The sequence below is a fragment of the Agrobacterium sp. 719_389 genome, from assembly GCF_900188475.1.
In the GTDB taxonomy this organism is placed as follows: Bacteria; Pseudomonadota; Alphaproteobacteria; order Rhizobiales; family Rhizobiaceae; genus Agrobacterium; species Agrobacterium radiobacter.
In genome coordinates this window covers 159123-176661 of sequence record NZ_FYEM01000008.1, presented here as the reverse complement: position 1 = coordinate 176661, position 17539 = coordinate 159123, and the positions used below count along the sequence as shown (strand labels likewise).

At 61.5% G+C, this 17539-nt stretch carries 18 protein-coding genes; 11 read left to right on the top strand and 7 right to left on the bottom strand.

What is annotated here, in order from left to right:
• Positions 1 to 14: 14 nt before the first annotated feature.
• The 3 genes from CFB10_RS16120 to CFB10_RS16110 all read right to left on the bottom strand — a co-directional run bounded on the left by CFB10_RS16120 (position 15) and on the right by CFB10_RS16110 (position 1861).
• The gene (locus CFB10_RS16120) at positions 15 to 563 is read right to left on the bottom strand and encodes a membrane protein (RefSeq protein ID WP_020009671.1); all 549 of its coding nucleotides are present in this window, start codon (positions 561 to 563) and stop codon (positions 15 to 17) included.
• The gene (locus CFB10_RS16115; protein ID WP_020009672.1) at positions 556 to 1143 is read right to left on the bottom strand and encodes a DUF1214 domain-containing protein; all 588 of its coding nucleotides are present in this window, start codon (positions 1141 to 1143) and stop codon (positions 556 to 558) included. The genes CFB10_RS16120 and CFB10_RS16115 overlap by 8 nt, the downstream gene beginning before the upstream one ends.
• Positions 1144 to 1252: 109 nt before the next feature.
• Positions 1253 to 1861 carry a LysE/ArgO family amino acid transporter gene (locus tag CFB10_RS16110; RefSeq protein WP_020009673.1) on the bottom strand — a complete coding sequence of 203 codons (609 nt, stop codon included), beginning with the start codon at positions 1859 to 1861 and terminating at the stop codon, positions 1253 to 1255.
• Positions 1862 to 2150: 289 nt separating this feature from the next.
• On the opposite strand from CFB10_RS16110, the gene CFB10_RS16105 reads away from it, so the two are divergent.
• Positions 2151 to 3050, top strand: a complete 900-nt coding sequence (locus CFB10_RS16105) for a LysR family transcriptional regulator ArgP (protein WP_020009674.1) — start codon at positions 2151 to 2153, stop codon at positions 3048 to 3050.
• A 250-nt stretch (positions 3051 to 3300) separates the two neighbouring features.
• Here CFB10_RS16105 and CFB10_RS16095 read toward each other — a convergent pair whose 3' ends face one another.
• A complete protein-coding gene (locus CFB10_RS16095; protein WP_020009675.1) occupies positions 3301 to 5493 on the bottom strand; it encodes a transglycosylase domain-containing protein in 2193 nt (730 codons plus the stop codon).
• A gap of 254 nt (positions 5494 to 5747) precedes the next feature.
• On the opposite strand from CFB10_RS16095, the gene CFB10_RS16090 reads away from it, so the two are divergent.
• From CFB10_RS16090 to CFB10_RS16055, 8 genes are all read left to right on the top strand, one after another.
• Positions 5748 to 6227 carry a YcgN family cysteine cluster protein gene (locus CFB10_RS16090; protein ID WP_020009676.1) on the top strand — a complete coding sequence of 160 codons (480 nt, stop codon included), beginning with the start codon at positions 5748 to 5750 and terminating at the stop codon, positions 6225 to 6227.
• A gap of 169 nt (positions 6228 to 6396) precedes the next feature.
• Positions 6397 to 7221 carry a class D beta-lactamase gene (blaOXA, locus tag CFB10_RS16085; RefSeq protein ID WP_020009677.1) on the top strand — a complete coding sequence of 275 codons (825 nt, stop codon included), beginning with the start codon at positions 6397 to 6399 and terminating at the stop codon, positions 7219 to 7221.
• Positions 7222 to 7262: 41 nt separating this feature from the next.
• On the top strand, positions 7263 to 7871 hold the full coding sequence (locus CFB10_RS16080) for a class I SAM-dependent methyltransferase (RefSeq protein WP_020009678.1): 609 nt from the start codon (positions 7263 to 7265) through the stop codon (positions 7869 to 7871).
• Positions 7872 to 8044: 173 nt separating this feature from the next.
• Positions 8045 to 10612, top strand: a complete 2568-nt coding sequence (locus tag CFB10_RS16075; RefSeq protein WP_020009679.1) for a heavy metal translocating P-type ATPase — start codon at positions 8045 to 8047, stop codon at positions 10610 to 10612.
• Positions 10609 to 11031, top strand: a complete 423-nt coding sequence (gene cueR / locus CFB10_RS16070) for a Cu(I)-responsive transcriptional regulator (protein ID WP_020009680.1) — start codon at positions 10609 to 10611, stop codon at positions 11029 to 11031. Before CFB10_RS16075 ends, cueR begins: the two co-directional genes overlap by 4 nt.
• A 53-nt stretch (positions 11032 to 11084) precedes the next feature.
• On the top strand, positions 11085 to 11285 hold the full coding sequence (locus tag CFB10_RS16065; protein ID WP_020009681.1) for a heavy-metal-associated domain-containing protein: 201 nt from the start codon (positions 11085 to 11087) through the stop codon (positions 11283 to 11285).
• Positions 11286 to 11353: 68 nt separating this feature from the next.
• Positions 11354 to 11620 (top strand): AbrB/MazE/SpoVT family DNA-binding domain-containing protein, encoded by a 267-nt coding sequence (locus CFB10_RS16060; RefSeq protein ID WP_020009682.1) that lies wholly within the window; start codon positions 11354 to 11356, stop codon positions 11618 to 11620.
• Positions 11620 to 11979: a type II toxin-antitoxin system PemK/MazF family toxin gene (locus CFB10_RS16055; RefSeq protein WP_020009683.1), complete on the top strand. Its 360-nt coding sequence runs from the start codon at positions 11620 to 11622 to the stop codon at positions 11977 to 11979. The genes CFB10_RS16060 and CFB10_RS16055 overlap by 1 nt, the downstream gene beginning before the upstream one ends.
• A gap of 20 nt (positions 11980 to 11999) precedes the next feature.
• Here the strand turns inward: CFB10_RS16055 and CFB10_RS24060 are convergent, their stop codons facing one another.
• Complete coding sequence (locus tag CFB10_RS24060; RefSeq protein WP_020009684.1) at positions 12000 to 12248, bottom strand: hypothetical protein; 249 nt, start codon at positions 12246 to 12248, stop codon at positions 12000 to 12002.
• Positions 12249 to 12424: 176 nt separating this feature from the next.
• Here CFB10_RS24060 and CFB10_RS16045 point away from each other — a divergent pair, with 176 nt between their 5' ends.
• Entirely contained in the window at positions 12425 to 13813 is a 1389-nt protein-coding gene (locus CFB10_RS16045) for an MFS transporter (RefSeq protein ID WP_026363502.1), read from the top strand.
• Between the two features lie 78 nt (positions 13814 to 13891).
• Here CFB10_RS16045 and CFB10_RS16040 read toward each other — a convergent pair whose 3' ends face one another.
• Positions 13892 to 14065 (bottom strand): hypothetical protein, encoded by a 174-nt coding sequence (locus CFB10_RS16040; RefSeq protein WP_020009686.1) that lies wholly within the window; start codon positions 14063 to 14065, stop codon positions 13892 to 13894.
• 67 nt (positions 14066 to 14132) lie between these two features.
• Positions 14133 to 15848: a glycoside hydrolase family 32 protein gene (locus CFB10_RS16035; RefSeq protein WP_026363503.1), complete on the bottom strand. Its 1716-nt coding sequence runs from the start codon at positions 15846 to 15848 to the stop codon at positions 14133 to 14135.
• A gap of 169 nt (positions 15849 to 16017) precedes the next feature.
• On the opposite strand from CFB10_RS16035, the gene CFB10_RS16030 reads away from it, so the two are divergent.
• On the top strand, positions 16018 to 17478 hold the full coding sequence (locus CFB10_RS16030) for a YdiU family protein (protein ID WP_020009688.1): 1461 nt from the start codon (positions 16018 to 16020) through the stop codon (positions 17476 to 17478).
• Positions 17479 to 17539 lie beyond the last annotated feature (61 nt).

Below are 17539 nucleotides of genomic sequence, written 5' to 3'. Positions count from 1 at the left end.
GATGATGTCAGACGCTATTTCCAGGGCGTCGGCTGGCACTTCGCCTCGTTCAGGAACCGTTCCGCCTCTTCGCCGAAACTCGGCTGCGGCACCATGGTCCGCAAAACCACATACCCTTCCGTCTGATCCGATTCCGCCAGAATGGCCTGCGAAAGCGAGGGCGGCTGCGCCTTGCGGATGGCGGCTATCTGCACCGCATCAGCCACCAGAATATCCATAACCCCGGCGGCGGATGTGCGGTCGTTCATGCTGAACACCTCATTCGAGGCCTTGTCGTAAACTGCGACCGACCAGAAGGGTACGGCGCCGATGGCGGTCAGCCTGACGGGCTGTTCCTCGATGTTAAAGGTGCAGACCGCCACCCGCATGAAGGGATCGCCGCTGCCAAGGGTCTTTTTCTCCGTCGTCTCCTCGAGAAGATGAAACAGATGCGGCTTTCCTTCCGCAAGCGCGCGCGTATAGGCGTCGCGATTGCTGAAATGCGGGATAGCGAGAAGGATGATGACGTGCAGCACGGCTGCGCCGACGAGACCGGTGAGAATGGCGAGCAGGACCCTAAACATTGCCACACCCCAGCTTGCGGATTTGCGGCATGGATATGTCTATCAGGCCGGAACTGCCGGCAACCGGTGTGTCGAGCAGGGTCATGACAAGCTTGAAGGTCTGGCCCTGCGGCACCGCCAGCCAGTTATAGGTCTGGGCGTCAGGGGCGATGGTGATGTCGATGCCGCCATCGGCGCTGCGCAGAAGCGTGCGGGAATTCAGCGCGAAGGGCCGCCCGGCATCTTCAGCCAGAACATTTCCCTGCTGGTCGGCGGTGTAAATCGTCCAGAAACGGGCGGGCGGCACGGCGCCGGCCAGCCGGTACCGGCACTCGCCGCTGAGGCGCTGTCCATCGCTGTCGACGGAGGCGGTGAAGGACAGTCCCTCGGCGGTTCCGTAAAGCAGCTTGCCGGCATCGGCGCGGTGCGATTTGGCGTAAGGGTCGGCCTCGATCGTCTGCGCTTCGGGAAACGCATCCCACGAGCCGATGCGGATCGATCCAAAGCCGGATGTCGCCTCAAGTGCTGCGAGTGTTGCGGCAATACCGCCGCCAAAGGCGATCAGAAGGGCGATGCCGACAAGGAATGGAACTCGGAACACGCTGTTTTCCCGTTTTGAACAGGTCGAGGACTATCACTGATTCCCCGTTTGGAAAATGGCGCGGCTTGTTTAGTCCTCGTGAAAGTGACTGGAGCGGGAAATTCCTTGCCTATGCGCCCATGACGAGCTTGAAGGCGATGGCCCACATGGTAACGGCGATGATGCCTTCGAGAATACGCCAGGCGGAGGGTCTTTCGAAAATCGGTCGCAGCCAGCGCGCGCCATAACCCAGCGAAAAGAAGAATACCAGCGAGCCGGTGGCCGCGCCCGCCGCAAAGGTTTTCTCAAAGCCGGGGAACTGCGTGGAAATGGTGCCGAGCAGCACGACGGTATCGAGATAGACATGCGGATTGAGGAAGGTCAGCGCCAGACAGATGGCGAGCGTCTGCCACAGGCTCGCCTCCTGCCGCTCGGTCACCGACAGCGTCTCGGAGGAACGCAGCGCCGAATGCAGGCTTTTTGCGCCATACCAGATGAGGAAGGCGGCGCCCGCATAACGCATGATGGGATCGAGCGCCGGCATGATGGCGCTGATCCGCTGAAAACCAAACACGCCGACGGTGATGAGCAGCGCATCTGATATCGCGCAGGTGGCGCAGACGGCAAACACATGCGAACGCGCCAGACCCTGCTTCAGAACGAAGGCATTCTGCGCGCCGATGGCGACGATGAGGCTGAGGCCCATGGTAAGACCGGTGAAGAAGATCTGGATGTCCATACGCGTCGCGGCCCCTGCCTCTGTCCATGTGGAATGGCCGAAGGCGTTGCTTTCGGACCGAGTGCTTGGATATTTGGGCGGAATGGTTTAATCCAGTTAAATAAACTCAACTCGGATAAGATAAGCTAATGTCGCGCTTCTCTCTTCAACCTTTCGATTTTTCACGACGTTGCCATCTCTCAACCCTCATTCCTGTGACAAGAACAGGAATGAGGGCGGGAGAGGGTGTCGCCCATCGCCTCGAAGAGCCTCGCGCCACCCCCACCAACCCCCTACATCAGGTGCGATAATGCTCGACTACCCTGCCATGCGCGCCGTGGCGCTCGTTGCCCAGACCGGCAGTTTCGAAAAGGCGGCGCAGGTGCTGTGTGTCACGCCTTCGGCCGTCTCCCAGCGCATCAAGCAGCTGGAGGAGCGGCTGGGCGTGGTGCTGATCGTGCGCGGCAACCCCTGCGTCGCGACGGATAAGGGTGAATGGCTCTGCCGGCACATGGATCATGTCGGCATGCTGGAAAGCGAATTGTTCCGCCAGCTTCCGGCGCTCGCAGAGACGGGCGCCGCGGCGGAGCGTGTGACGCTCAATATCGCCACCAATGCCGACAGCCTCGGCACATGGTTTCTGGATGCGGTTTCAAAATTCACCGGCGGCAGCGATTATCTCGTCAACATCGCAGTGGACGATCAGGATCATACGGTGGAATGGCTGCGAGGGGGCAGGGTGCTTGCCGCCGTTACCGCCCACGCCAAGCCGGTGCAGGGCTGCCGGGTAACGCCGCTCGGCGTGCTCCGCTATCACGCCACGGCCAGCCCGGATTTCATGACCCGCCATTTCGCCGATGGCGTCACGCCCGCAGCCCTTGCCCACGCACCGGGACTGACCTTCAACCAGAAGGACAGGTTGCAGGCGAGCTGGATCAGGCAGGCGCTGGGCGAGGATGTCTCCTATCCCACCCACTGGCTGCCTTCGACGGACGGTTTCGTGAAGGCAAGCCTTGCCGGTATGGGCTGGGGGCTCAATCCGGTGCAGCTTGTGAGGGAGCATCTTGAGGCGGGAAGGCTGGTGGAGGTCGTTCCCGGCACGCCGCTTGATATTCCGCTTTACTGGCAGGTTAATCGTTTGGCCGCCGACCGTTTGGGCGCGCTGACATCGCATATGGTGGAGACGGCGAGGGCGGTGTTGTTGCGGTGAGATGACTGACGCCGGCTTTGGAGAGACGGGAGCCGTAGAGTGAGTGGCTTACCCCCCTCTGCCCTGCCGGGCATCTCCCCCTCAAGGGGGGAGATTGGCGAGCGGCGCTACCACCACTTCATTCGCTAACGTTGAGATGGGCTGGACCTCGCCGCATATCGATCTCCCCCCTTGAGGGGTAGATGCCCGGCAGGGGCAGAGGGGGGAAGCCGCACGCTCCGTCAGAAATCCTGGCCGGTTGCCCGCAACCTCACCGCCGCGCCGCATCCTCCGCGCCGTCACGCAAAGATGCATCCGCCACCTTCTGCGTCGTCACGCTCAAGGCCGAAGCATCCTTCATCTTCTTGGCGATGGAGCGGATGACGCGGGTGGCCTCTGCTGAAAGCGAGCGTGGGCGGGTGAGGGCCGGCAGGGCAGGTGTGCTGGTGGCTGCGGCCGCCACTTGCGCCGAAGGTTGCGGGCGCGCACCTGTCGGCAACGGGTTCTGGATGCCGGGGATGGGGCGCAGCTCCATGCCCTGATGGGCGTAATCCATCAGCCGTTTGAAGGTCATGGCGGGCAGGGCGCCGCCGGTCATGTTGTTCATCGGCGTGAATTCGTCATTCCCGAACCAGACGGCGGTCGTATAATTGCCGGTGAAACCCACATACCACGCGTCGCGGTAAGCCTGCGAGGTGCCGGTCTTGCCGCCGGAGACGATGCCATTGTCAAGCGCGCCGCGGCGGGCCGTGCCCATGACCGGAATGGTCACCAGCATCTGGTTCATCTTGGAATTGGCGTCTTCGGAGAGCACGCGCTTGGCGGGCGGCTCATTGTGGCTGAAATCGTAGAGAACATTGCCCTCGTAATCCAGCACCTGCTCGATGCCGTGGCGGCGTGACTGCATGCCGTCGGCCGGGAAAACGGCATAGGCGGTTGCCTGGTCGAGAACGGTCACTTCCGATGTGCCGAGCGGAATGGTCTTGTCGCTGCGAAGCGGTGTGGCCACGCCCATGGCCTTGGCCGTGTCGACAATGACCTGTGTGCCGAGCACATCCTTGGCGAGCCGGACCGGCACGGTATTGTAGGATTTGGCGAGCGCCATCTGCAGCGTCACCTTGCCGGCATAGGAGCGGCCGTAATTCTGCGGCGACCAGCCGCGCCAGGTCACCGGCGCATCGGAAATCAGCGTCTCCGGCTTCATGCCCTTTTCCATGGCGGCCGAGTAGGTATAAACCTTGAAGGAGGAACCCGGCTGGCGAAGCGCCGCCGTGGCGCGGTTGAACTGGCTTTCGCCATAGTCACGCCCGCCGACCATGGCGCGCACGCCGCCGCCGTTCTCGATCATCACCATCGCGCCCTGCTTGACGCGGTAACCTTCGCCATATTCGCGCAGGCCCATTTCCATCGCCTGTTCGGCCGCCTGCTGCAGGCCGGTATCGATGGTGGTGCGCACGACGACGGTATGGTCCTTGAACTTGCCTTCGGCGGCCAGCCGCTGCACTTCGTCGAAGGCCCAGTCGAGGAAATAATCCGGCGCCTTCACATCGGCGCGGTCGATGACGGTGGCCGGATTGCGCCGCGCGCCGATCACCTGACCCTCGGTCATCAACCCGCTTTGCACCAGGTTGGAAAGAACGGTGTTGGCGCGGGCGCGCGCGGCGGGCAGGTTGACGTGCGGCGCATATTTGGCCGGCGCCTTGAACAGGCCGGCCAGAATGGCGGATTCGGCCAGTGTCACGTCGGTCAGGTTCTTGCCGAAATAAAACTGCGCCGCGGCCGCCGCCCCGAAGGTGCCGCCGCCCATATAGGCGCGGTCGAGATAAAGGCTGAGGATTTCCTTCTTCGACATGTTGGTCTCGAGCCACAGCGCGAGGAAGGCTTCCTTGATCTTGCGCTCCAGCGAGCGCTCATTGGTGAGGAACAGGTTCTTGGCGAGCTGCTGCGTCAGCGTCGAGCCGCCCTGCACCACGCCGCCGGCGCGGGCGTTTTCGCTCATGGCGCGGGCAAGACCGATGAAATCGATACCGAAATGGTCGAAGAAACGCCGGTCTTCGGTCGCCAGCACCGCCTTGATGAAATGGTCAGGCATCTGGTCGATCGGGACGGAATCTTCATGAATGATGCCGCGATGGCCGATTGTATTGCCGTAACGGTCAAGGAAGGTGACGGCGAAATCGCCGCGATAACGCCAGTCCTTCTTGGTTTCCTCAAAGGCGGGCATGGCGAGCGCCAAAAGCACGACGCAACCCGCCGTTCCGAAGGTCAGCGCGTCGCAGGTGAGGTTGACGAGAAGCTTCTTCCAGCCGCGCACATGCAGTTTGCGCGAGGCGATGGTGACGTCTTCCCAGAAATCCACCAGCCGCGCCGCAGCCGTCCACAGGCCGGAGTCGATGAAGCTATCGATCCGGAGCAGGATGTGCCGTTTTTTACGGCCGCTTTTATCGTCTTTTTCTTCCTGCACGTGCCGATGTGTTCCTGTTCAACGCAACGCGATCGTCGATATTCTGCGCTTCAACCCATTCCCGACGCAAAACCGTGGCATGGTTATGTCGGAATTGCTTGACGTGGCGGCGGTTCGCGGGCCAATGACCGCTTTGCCGCCTGCCAATATGCTAAAATATCGTACAAACCAGCCCTTGGCGATACGATATAAAGGATTAGGGACCGGTTAAACACTCCTGTCCAAGTGATCAAAATGAAACGGAAATGTTAACGATGAATGACGCGCCGTTCTGGAAAACCAAATCGCTGACCGAGATGACCGGTGAGGAATGGGAAAGCCTGTGCGACGGCTGCGGGCTGTGCTGTCTGAACAAGCTGGAGGACTGGGATACCGGCGAAGTGGCGTTCACCTCGGTTCGCTGTGTGCTGCTCGATGGCGAGAGCTGTCGATGCTCCGACTACGAAAACCGCCGCGCCACCGTGCCGGATTGTATCCAGCTGGACCTGAAGAAGGTCCATGAGATCGGCTGGCTGCCGCCCACCTGCGCCTATGCGCTGGTGCGTGATGGCAAGGATCTGTACTGGTGGCACTATCTTGTTTCCGGCGATACGGAAACGGTGCATCAGGCGGGCATTTCCGCGCGCGGCCGCACGGTCAGCGAGGCCGACGTGGATGTTGACGACTTCGAGGATTATGTGGTCGACTGGCCGCTGACGGTTGGCGAGAGGGCAGGCGAAAAGGAGCGGATGTGACGGAAATCGCTAATTTTCGTTTTGGTCCTATTCCTGCCCCATCAGTCTCCTAAAGGCATGTCGTCCGAAAGCGTGTCACGGTTTCGGGGTACGACTTGTCTGAAATCAAAGACAGCTTCCGGCCATTCCGGCAAATGATCCGCAAAGCGGACGAGGGACATCAAAACGCATGCGCTACCGGCTGCCCGCCATCGTTCTTTCATGCCTTGCCCTTCCGGGGCTCCTGCCGTTTTCCGCTGATGCCCAGCAAAAGCCCCAGGCCTTCGAATGCACGCTGGTCACGTCAATCGAGACCGGCGCCATCATCAACCAGCAGGGCGCCTGTGACCAGCGCGTGGCGCCGGCCTCCACTTTCAAGGTGCCGCTGGCGCTGATCGGTTACGATGCCGGCATCCTTCAGGATGAAAAGACGCCCGCCTGGGACTGGAAACCCGGCACGGAGGCGCGCGCCTCCGACCGCAAGACGGTCGATCCCTCGATATGGGAACAGGATTCGGTCCTGTGGTATTCGCGTGAAATCACCCGCCGTCTCGGACCGGAAAAATTCGCCGCCTATGTGAAGCGTCTCGGTTATGGCAATGCCGATGTTTCCGGTGAGCCGGGCAAGAATAACGGCCTGACCCATTCCTGGCTCGGATCGTCGCTGACGGTTTCGCCGGTGGAGCAGGTCGGCTTCCTGCGCCGCCTTCTGGCCGGCAATCTGCCGGTCTCGCGTGATGCACAGGCGAAAACAAGGGCAATCGTTCCGGTCTTCGATGCGCCGGAAAGCTGGGCCGTGCACGGCAAGACCGGCACCGGCTACATGCGTGACGAAAAGGGCAACCCCGACCGCAATCGTCCTTTCGGCTGGTTCGTCGGCTGGGCGGAGCGCGAAGGCCAGCACATCGTCTTCGCAAGGCTGCGCGTTTCCGACAAACCGTCCAACGAGCCGCTCGGTCCCGCCGTGCGCGACGCCTTCCTGCGCGATATTCCGCGGCTGGCCGTGCACCGGTGATTGCGCAGCCGGCATGACCTTTGCCTGAAGAGGATAAGCACATGTCGGACGCCTCTCGCGACGTCATCGCGATCTATAATGAACACGGGGCCGATTTCGACAGTTTACGGGGCCGTTCGCTTGCCGAAAAACCATGGCTCGACAGATTCACCTCGCTCTTGCCGAATGGCGCGTCCATTCTCGACATAGGCTGCGGTTCCGGGGAGCCGATCGCCGGCTACTTCATTGCCAACGGCTATGACGTCACCGGCATCGATGCGTCCCTGCCGCTGGTTGAGCTTTGCCGGGCGAGATTTCCCCGGAACCTCTGGGCGGTTGCGGATATGCGAAAGCTGGCCCTCGACCGCCGCTTCGACGGATTGATTGCGTGGCACAGTTTTTTCCACCTGACGGTGGAAGATCAGCGCCGCATGTTCGGCATTTTCCGCCAGCATGCCAATGATGGCGCGGCGTTGATGTTCACGGCCGGACCCGACTACGGGGAAGCGATCGGCACCTTTCAGGGGCGGCCGCTTTATCACGCAAGCCTTGCTCGCGATGAGTATGAAAGCCTGCTTGTCGCACATGGTTTCCGGCTTCTCGATCATACCGTCAACGATCCCGAATGCGGCGGCGCAACGGTTTATCTGGCAAGACGCGTGGCGGTCTGAACGCGCTTGGGAAGCCGCGCCCGATAGTGGGTCGATAGGTCTTCTGATCGTGGCGAACGCCCTGCTTCGGACGGGTGGCTGCGCTCACGATTGTGTGTTCAACAAAAAATTTCCCTTCCCTTGACCTTCCCATCATGGGAATCTCTACATAGGGTCTCGAAAGGGGATTTCCCATGAACGAGACAGTCAAACACGCCCATCGAAATGAACCGGTTTCCATTCCCGTGGAGGGCATGACCTGCGCCTCCTGCGTGCGGCGGGTGGAAACGGCTGCCGCCAAGGTGCCCGGTGTCATGTCGAGTTCCGTGAACTTCGCCACGAAGAAGCTCACCGTCGAGCCCGCCGAGGGTTTTTCGGCGCGCACGCTTGGCGCCGCCATCAAGAAGGTCGGTTACGATATCGCGCCGGAGCGGCAGGAATTTGTGGTGGAAGGCTTGCAGGACGAGGCGCAGGCCGGGCGGCTGAAGGCCGTTCTGGAAGCGGTCGCCACCACAATCGCCGTCAAGGTCGAGGCGGCTTCCGGCAGGGTCTCGGTGGAAACGATCGGCGGCCGGCGCGAACGGGATGCGCTGGTGGAAACGGCAAAGCTTGCCGGGTTCGCGCTGAAGACACCCAAACCGCATGACCATTCCGCCCATCACAATCATAATCATCATCAGGGCCACGGCCAGATGGCGGGCGAAACCGGCGGCCATGACCACATGCAGCATGTGGGTGAGGAGGGCGCGCTGAAACGCGACCTGACGATTGCCGCCATCCTGACCGCGCCGCTTTTCGTGCTGGAAATGGGCGGCCATCTCTATGAGCCGATGCATCACTGGCTGATGGGCATCATCGAGACGCAGAACCTCTATTACATCTATTTCGTGCTGGCGACGGCGGTGATCTTCGGGCCGGGCCTGCGTTTCCTCAAGGCCGGTTTTCCCGCTTTGCTGCGCGGTGCGCCGGAAATGAATTCGCTGGTGGCGCTTGGCGTCACGGCGGCCTACGCCTATTCCGTCGTGGCGACCTTCGCGCCCGATCTGCTGCCGGAAGAGGCGCAGTTCGTCTATTATGAAGCGGCAACCGTCATCGTCACGCTGATCCTGACCGGGCGGCTTCTCGAAGCCCGCGCCAGCGGCCGCACGGGAGACGCCATCCGCAAGCTGATGAGCCTGCAGGCGAAGACCGCGCGGGTGGAGCGCGACGGCGCCACCATCGATATTTCCCCCGATGATCTGGTGGCCGGCGATATCGTCGTCATCCGTCCCGGCGAAAGGCTGGCGGTCGATGGCGAAGTCGTCGAAGGCTCGTCCTATGTCGATGAATCCATGATTTCAGGCGAGCCGGTGCCGGTGGAAAAAACCATCGGCGCAACTGTCGTCGGCGGCACCATCAACAAAACAGGCGCCTTCAAGTTCAAGGCGACCAAGGTGGGCGCGGATACCATGCTGTCGCAGATCATCCGCATGGTGGAGGAGGCTCAAGGGTCCAAGCTGCCGATCCAGCTGCTGGTGGACCGTGTTACCGCGCTGTTTGTGCCCGTCGTCATCGCCATTGCGGTGCTGACCTTCATTGTCTGGGCGATATTCGGCCCGGAACCCGCCTATACGTTCGCTCTGGTCAATGCGGTCGCGGTGCTCATCATCGCCTGCCCCTGCGCCATGGGTCTCGCCACGCCGACCTCAATCATGGTTGGCACCGGCCGGGCGGTGGAACTGGGTGTGCTGTTCCGCAAGGGACAGGCGTTGCAGGAGCTGCGTTCGGCTGAAATCGTCGTGGTCGACAAGACCGGTACGGTGACCAAGGGCCGCCCGGAACTGACCGATCTGGTGGTTGCGGAAGGATTTGCCGACAACGAGGTTCTGGCGCTGGTCGCCGCCGTCGAGGGCCGGTCGGAACATCCGATTGCCGAGGCCATCGTCCGGGCTGCGGAAGAAAAGAATGTGGCGACCCCGGAGGGACTCGAACCCGCAACTGTGGAAAACTTCGAAAGCGTGACGGGTTACGGCATCGCCGCGACCGTCAATGGCCGCAAGGTCGAGGTCGGCGCGGATCGTTTCATGGCGAAACTCGGCCATTCCGTGGATATCTTTGCTGAGGCCGCCGCAAGGCTGGGTGATGAGGGCAAGACGCCGCTTTATGCCGCCATTGACGGCAGGCTGGCGGCTGCGATTGCGGTTGCCGATCCGCTGAAACCCTCGAGTGTGACTGCCATCCGGGCGTTGCAGGCCATGGGCATCGAAGTGGCCATGGTGACGGGCGACAATGAACGCACGGCGAACGCAATCGCCAGGCAGGTCGGCATTTCCCGCGTGGTGGCGGAAGTCTTGCCCGAGGGCAAGGTGAAGGCGATCCACGAGATGCGCGCAGGCGGCAAGGTGCTCGCTTTCGTCGGCGACGGCATCAATGACGCGCCGGCGCTGGCCGAGGCCGATATCGGCATCGCCGTCGGCACCGGTACGGATGTCGCCATCGAAAGCGCCGATGTGGTGCTGGTCGGCGGTGATCTCATGGGCGCCGTCAACGCCATAGAGATGAGCCGGGCGACCATCCGCAACATCAAGGAAAACCTGTTCTGGGCCTTCGGTTATAACGTGGCGCTGATACCGGTCGCGGCGGGCGTGCTTTATCCGGCCTTCGGCATCACCTTGTCGCCGATGATCGGCGCGGGTGCGATGGCGCTGTCCAGCGTCTTCGTTCTCGCCAATGCGCTGAGATTGAAACGGGCGAAGGTGGTCCATCGGGAGGTGATGTCATGAATATCGGGCAGGCATCGGAAGCATCGGGCGTTTCCGCCAAGATGATCCGTTATTACGAGCAGATCGGCCTCATCACGCCGGCCGCCCGCACCGGCAATAATTACCGGGTCTATGGCGAGCAGGACGTGCACAATCTGCGCTTCATCAAGCGGGCGCGCACGCTCGGTTTCTCGCTGGAAGAGACCGAGACGCTGCTGAAACTCTGGCAGGACAAAAGCCGTGAGAGTTCGGCGGTAAAGGAAATCGCGCTCGTCCACATCGCCGATCTCGAGCAGAAGATCGCCGAGATGAAGAGCATGGTGAAAACGCTGTCGCATCTCGCCCATTGCTGCGGCGGCGACCACCGGCCCGACTGCCCCATCCTCGATGATCTCGCGGGCGCTGAAAAGAACAACGCCAGGTCCGCGAGAACTCACTGAACTTTAATGACAACCGGCGCGACAATATCGCTACCGGCCAGAAGGAGAAAACCATGGGTGCAACCACCTTCCTTATTCCGGACATGACCTGCGGCCATTGCGAAAAGACGCTGCGCGGGGCTCTCACGGAGGTGCTTCCCGATGCCGCCGTCAGCATCGATCTTTCCGCCCACCGGCTCACGGTAACGGGCGACGCCGCAACTGCGGAAGCGGCGATCCGCGAAGCCGGTTATTCGCCGGAAAGGGTGGGCTGAGAGGCGGCTTCCGTTTGCACGGGTCAGAAAATGTGCTACATATGTTGCACAAAATGGAGCGTAGACGGATGACCGTAACGACGAGAATAAGACGTCAGGGCGGTGCGGCGGTGATGACCATCCCGCCCGCTCTTTTGAAAATGCTGGGACTGGAAATCGGTGAGCAACTGACGCTCGAGGTCGATAACGGCGCGCTGGTCGCAAGCCCGGTTCGGCAGGAAAAGAAACGCTTCACGCTTGCCGAATTGCTGGAGGGTGCGGATGAAGTCGCTACCCTCAACGCCAGCGCGCGGGAATGGGACGAAGCGCCGCCAGTCGGCAAAGAAGCCCTTTGATGGTCCGCAGTCAGGTTCCAAAACGTGGCGACGTTTATCTGGTCGACCTCAACCCTGTGATCGGCAGCGAAATCAGGGACGAACATCGTTGTATCGTCATCACGCCCAGAGAAATCAACGCGGTTGGACTGTGCCTTGTCGTTCCCGTGACCACAGGCGGACTATTCACGCGCAAGGCGGGGCTTGCCGTGAACATATCGGGCCACAAGACAACTGGTGTCGCACTATGCAACCAAGTGAGAAGTATGGACATTGTTGCCCGCACCGCCCAGAAGAAAGCGAGATATATCGAAACGCTTGACGATGCTACGGTCGACGAAATCGCCGGTCGTGTCATCAGCATGATCGATCCCGCCTGAGTCGTTGCAGGGCGAAATCATTAAACCTCGTCGAAAGCCCCGCCTTCCCGTGAGGGATTGCGGTTGATCACCCGTTCCTCGGCATCGTCGGGCAGGGCCTCGTCGCTTTCCTGATAGGGGTCGTCCTCGGTCTCCGCCTCTTCTTCCTCGATTTCCTGTTCGATGGATTGCGGAATCTCTCCCTTGGCGGGAAGGGCGTCGATGTCGAGATCAAGCAGATCCTCATCCATGGCGTCTTCGTTAGGGGGCAGGATTTTCTTGCGGTCCATGACGGTATCCTTTCTGTCGGTTCTTCGGCAAACGAGCGGGCGCGCGGAGGGTTCCTGCCGTGCAGGATTCCTTCAAAACAAATGACGTGAAAAAGGCGTCTTGACCTCAATGGCGCTTGAGGTTCTAGTTTGCCGGCCGTACCCGAAAAAATGGAAAGGATACGGCTTTGTCGAGTATCGAAATGGCGGAGAAAAACGGCTGGGGCGAATTGCTGAGCGGGGCGAATCTCTCGCTACTGACCGTCATCTCCTCCGGTATCGGCCTGCATGCTTTTAATCAGTTCGCTGTGGTGACGGCCTTGCCCGTTGCCGTGAACGAAATCGGCGGCGCGGGTTTTTACAGCTGGGCCTATAGTCTTTATTTCGTCGGCTCCGTGGCGGGCGGCGTCACCGCCGTGCTGTTTCGCGAACGTTTTGGCGCGCGCGCCGTCCTGCTTCTCTGCTGCCTGATATTTTCCTTCGGTTCGGTTCTCTCGGCAATCGCCGGCGACTTTTTGTGGGTCGTCGTTGGCAGAGCCTTGCAGGGACTGGCGGACGGGCTGATCGTGGCCGTGTGCTACAGCCTCATTCCCGCGGGTTTCCGCTCCGGCCTGTTGCCGAAGGTCTTCGCCATCGAGGCGGCGATCTGGGCGGTCGCCTCCTTCATAGGCCCGCTGACCGGTGGTTTTGCCACCGAACATATCTCCTGGCGGGCCACCTTCCTGCTGTCGGCGCCGCTGATCCTGCTGCTTCTGGCCTATACCACCATTGCCGTCTCCGCCGAGCGGCCGGTGGCGGCGACGCGCAGACCGCTGGTGCCGCTGGTTCTCTGCCTTGTCGGCGCATTGGCCTTTTCCGCTCCTTCCGCCTTCGAGGATGCGAGCCTGCGGGCGCTCTCCCTGCTGGCGGGGGCAGCGCTGCTGTGGGCCTCTCTGCGGGCGGGCGCACGGCCTTCCGTCGGACTGTTGCCGAAGGATTCCTTTCGGCTGAAGACGGTGCTCGGCAGCGGTTTCTGGGTGCTGTTCCTGATGTCCTATGCCCATGCGCTGGGCAGCGTCTATCTCGCTTATGTCGCCATCAATCTCTGGCAGCATGAGCCGACCTTTGCCGGTTTCATCGTGGTGACGATGCCGCTTGCCTGGAGCTTTGTGGCAATGCTGATCGGCAGCCTGCGCTCCACCCGTCTGCGGGAGGTTTGCCTGCATTACGGTCCCTACCAGATGGTGCCGGGCTGTGCGCTGCTGGGGCTTGGGCTGGCGACCGGCAACTGGGGAGAAATGCTGCTCGGTCAAATCCTGATCGGATCGGCTTTCGGCATGTCCTGGGCCGGCATCAGCCAGGCCGCCATGGAGGCCGCGCCGGAAGAGGAACGCAAGATGACGGGTGCGCTTTTGCCGACGGTCGCGACGCTCGGCTCTGCGGCCGGCGCCGGTGCAAGCGGCACTGTCGCCGCCGCGACCGATCTCGTGGCGCAGATCGGGCGTGCGGATGTGACGATGCCGATGGTTTATCTCTATGGGCTGGGTGTGGTCGTATCGCTGCTGGCGATCATGACCGCCAGCGGGTTGCGGGGCGAAAGGCGCTAGAGCAAGCATTTCCAGAAAAAGTGGAACCCGGTTTTCTGTCCGGAAATGCGACCAACAAAGCGGAGGGCGCGGCCCCGATCAGGACTGGGTGGCGGCGATGGTGATCGCCGCCAGATAAACGACGAAGGACATGATGGCGATTGCGCCGATAATGATGATGATGCCCTTGCCGGCGCGTTTCTTCTCGGCCTTGTTTTCATTGGCTTCGGTCGGAAACAGGATCGGATCGCTGGTATCGCGGATTTTGGTCATGCCGTTTCTCCTTTCGGCGGAATGGGCGGTTTCGGTCTATCAACCGCCCAATCCGTCAAAAGGTTCCTCACGGTTTCAGCGCCCAGCTGGTGGCATGCACCACCGCGCCGGGGGCGGCCTTCAGCAGCGCCGAGCGCACGGGTTCGAAACCTTCGATGCGCTTGGTGCCCACATATCGGCCGCGATTGGCGAAGACCTCGATAGAGCCGTAATCGAGAAAGATGCGGATGCGGGACGCCTTGGCTCCCCGGGCGATATAATGCGGCGATGGGCCGTCGCGGCCATCCTCATGGCATATCCACAGCCCCGTTTCATCGGAAACGACGCCAAGCTTGACCGTCGGATGATCGAGCATCAGTTCGAAGGGCGCGCCGGGTGAGGCAAGCTCGAACAATATTTCCACCGCCCCGTTGATGAAGGTGACGCGTTCGCCCGCAGCAAGCCGCGTGCGGTCAAGAATATGGCTGCGCAGGCTTTCCGCAGCGCCGATGGGCGGGGTCAGAAGCTCGCCATTCACGTATTGAATCCGGCGCGGCAACGTCATCGAGGTCGGGAAATCGATTTCCGGATTGGCATCCGCCCAGTTTGCCAGCCACCCCATGCCGATGATGCTGTCGCCGTCCAGAAACGCCTGGAAGGCGTAGTTGTCGGTGCCGAAATCCAGTTCCTGCCCGGATTCCTTGGTGAAGGCCTTGCCGTCAAACCAGCCGACATCGGCCATGGTCAGGTTCTTGCGGCCGGTCTCCGGATCCTCCGAATGCATCAGCCCGTAAATCAGCACCCAGCGGGTGGAGCGGGCATTGACCGGGCCATCAAGCGGCAGCAGGCAGGGGCATTCAATGGCGGTGGTTTTATAACGCGTCTCCACCCAGAGTTTGCCCACATAGGTCCAGCCCGATGCCGCCGTGGGGTCCAGCGTCTCGTAGAGCAGAATGACGCCGCCGCCATCGCTCTGGCTGCCAAGCACCATTTTCCACAGGCCATCGGGGCCACGAAAGACGTAAGGGTCGCGGAAATCCGGGGTCAGTCCCTGTCCGTCCGGCCGGTGGCCCAGAATGACCTCGGCCTGCCCAGCCATGATGAGATCGGACGAGGTGGCGGTCAGCTGTATCTGCTGCTCGGGAATGCGGTCCTGCACCTGCTCGGTGAAGAAGACGCGGATGCCGGCGCCTTCGACCAGCGGAATGGTCGAACCGGAATAGGCGCCGCCGCGCTTGTCCGGCCGCGTCGTCAGATCCTCTGACGGGAAGAGGAAGATCGGCAGATGCCGCCAGCGCAGGTAATCGGAGGAGACGGCATGGCCCCAATGCATGGTGTTCCAGCGCAGCCCGTGAGAATAATGCTGATAGAACAGGTGCGGCCGGCCCTCGAAGCGGCCAAAACCGTTCGGGTCGTTCATCCAGCCAAAGGGCGGGCGGAAGTGGTAGCTGCCGGGAAGCTCGGGTGCGGCGTTGTCCGGCTTGGTATGGACGACGGTGATACCGGTTTCGAGCACATCCGACGCGGTGAACCAGTAGATGACGGAAACGGCTGTCGTGACCGTGTCGTAACTCAGTTCCACATGGCCGCCGCCAAAGACCTGGTAGATTCGAAAACCGAACTCTTCCGTGTTGACGCTTGAAACTTCAGCGAATTTTCCATTCTGATTGGAAAAGGAGACGGCGCCGGGCTCGGCGGCTTTCTTCGCCTTCAGCCAGACGTGGAAGGTGGCGTTGACAGGCAGTTCGGTGTGGAGGGTGCGGATGGCGCTTTCCGGTTCGGCTGCGGCTTCAACAACGGTCATTGCTTTTCCTTTCCGTTCGGCATTCTGCGGGTCAAGCATAGGAACGATGATGGCGCGGGAAAGTTCATTGCGCAAAATTGAATGAAGCGATGGAGGAGGTTGGGCATTTATCGCTCGCATCCGCCGCCTTCCGGCCCCATATAGGGGCAAAGCAGGGAGTTTATCCGTGATGAAATTCGACAATTCCTATGCCCGCCTGCCGGAACGGTTCAGCGCCGCCGTGCTGCCGACACCGGTGAAGGCGCCGCGCCTCATCGCTTTTAATCGCGGGCTGGCCGACGAACTCCTTCTCGATGTGGCCGGCCTTGATGATGAAAGGCTGGCGGCGATCTTTTCCGGCAATGTCGTGCCGCAGGGGGCCGCGCCGCTGGCCATGGCCTATGCCGGCCACCAGTTCGGCGGCTTCGTGCCGCAGCTGGGCGATGGTCGCGCCATTCTGCTCGGCGAGGTGATCGACATTAACGGCAAACGCCGCGATATCCAGCTCAAGGGCTCCGGCCCAACGCCGTTTTCACGCAGGGGAGACGGCCGTGCGGCCCTTGGCCCGGTGCTGCGCGAATATATCGTTTCGGAAGCGATGTTTGCACTCGGCATTCCCGCCACGCGGGCGCTGGCGGCTGTCCTCTCCGGCGAAAGGGTGCAGCGTGAAGTCGGCCTGCCGGGCGGTGTCTTCACCCGCGTGGCGGCAAGCCATATCCGTGTCGGCACCTTCCAGTTCTTCGCCGCGCGCGAGGATGACGAGGCGATCAGGAACCTCGCTGACTATGTGATCGACCGTCATTATCCCGAGGCGAAAGACGCCGAAAATCCTTACCTCGCCTTGCTGCGCGGCATCGCGGAGAGGCAATGCGAACTCATCGCGCGCTGGATGATGGTGGGTTTCATCCATGGCGTGATGAATACCGACAATATGGCGGTGTCAGGCGAAACCATCGATTTCGGCCCCTGCGCTTTCCTCGATGAATATCACCCCAACAAGGTCTTTTCTTCCATCGATGCGCAGGGCCGTTACGCCTTCAACAATCAGCCGGGCATTGCGCAATGGAATATCGCAAGACTGGCGGAATGCCTGCTGCCGCTGCTCGATCCGCAAGTGGAAAAAGCCGCCGAACTCGCCAATGCCGTTCTCGCCGATTTCGCCGCCGCCTTTCCCCGACGCTGGCTTACCGGCATGCGCGAAAAGCTTGGCCTGACGACCGAGGAAGAGGGCGACATGGATCTGGTGCAGGCGCTGCTGGCGCTGATGCAGGCATCTGAAGCGGATTATACGCTGACCTTCCGGCGTCTTTCCCATGCGGCCAATGGCGACGCCGAGCCGTTTCGCGGCATGTTCATCGATATAGCGGGGGCGGACGAATTTCTCACCCGTTGGCGGGAAAGAGCCGGTCGTGAGGGGATTTCCGATTCCGAAAGGTCAGGCGCGATGCTCTCCGCCAATCCGGCCATCATCCCGCGCAACCATCGTATCGAGGAACTGATCGAAGCGGCGGTGGAAGAGGATGACTTCGAGCCCTTCCACGCCATGCTGAAGGCGATTGCGACGCCCTTCGAGGAGCGGCCGGACAATTTCGTCTATATGCAGCCGCCGATGAGCCATGAGCGGGTGTTCAGGACGTTTTGCGGGACGTGAGCGCAGCGCTGATTCGCAACTTGGGAACGAGCGGGGCCTCTTTCGCCTTCTCCCCGGCGGG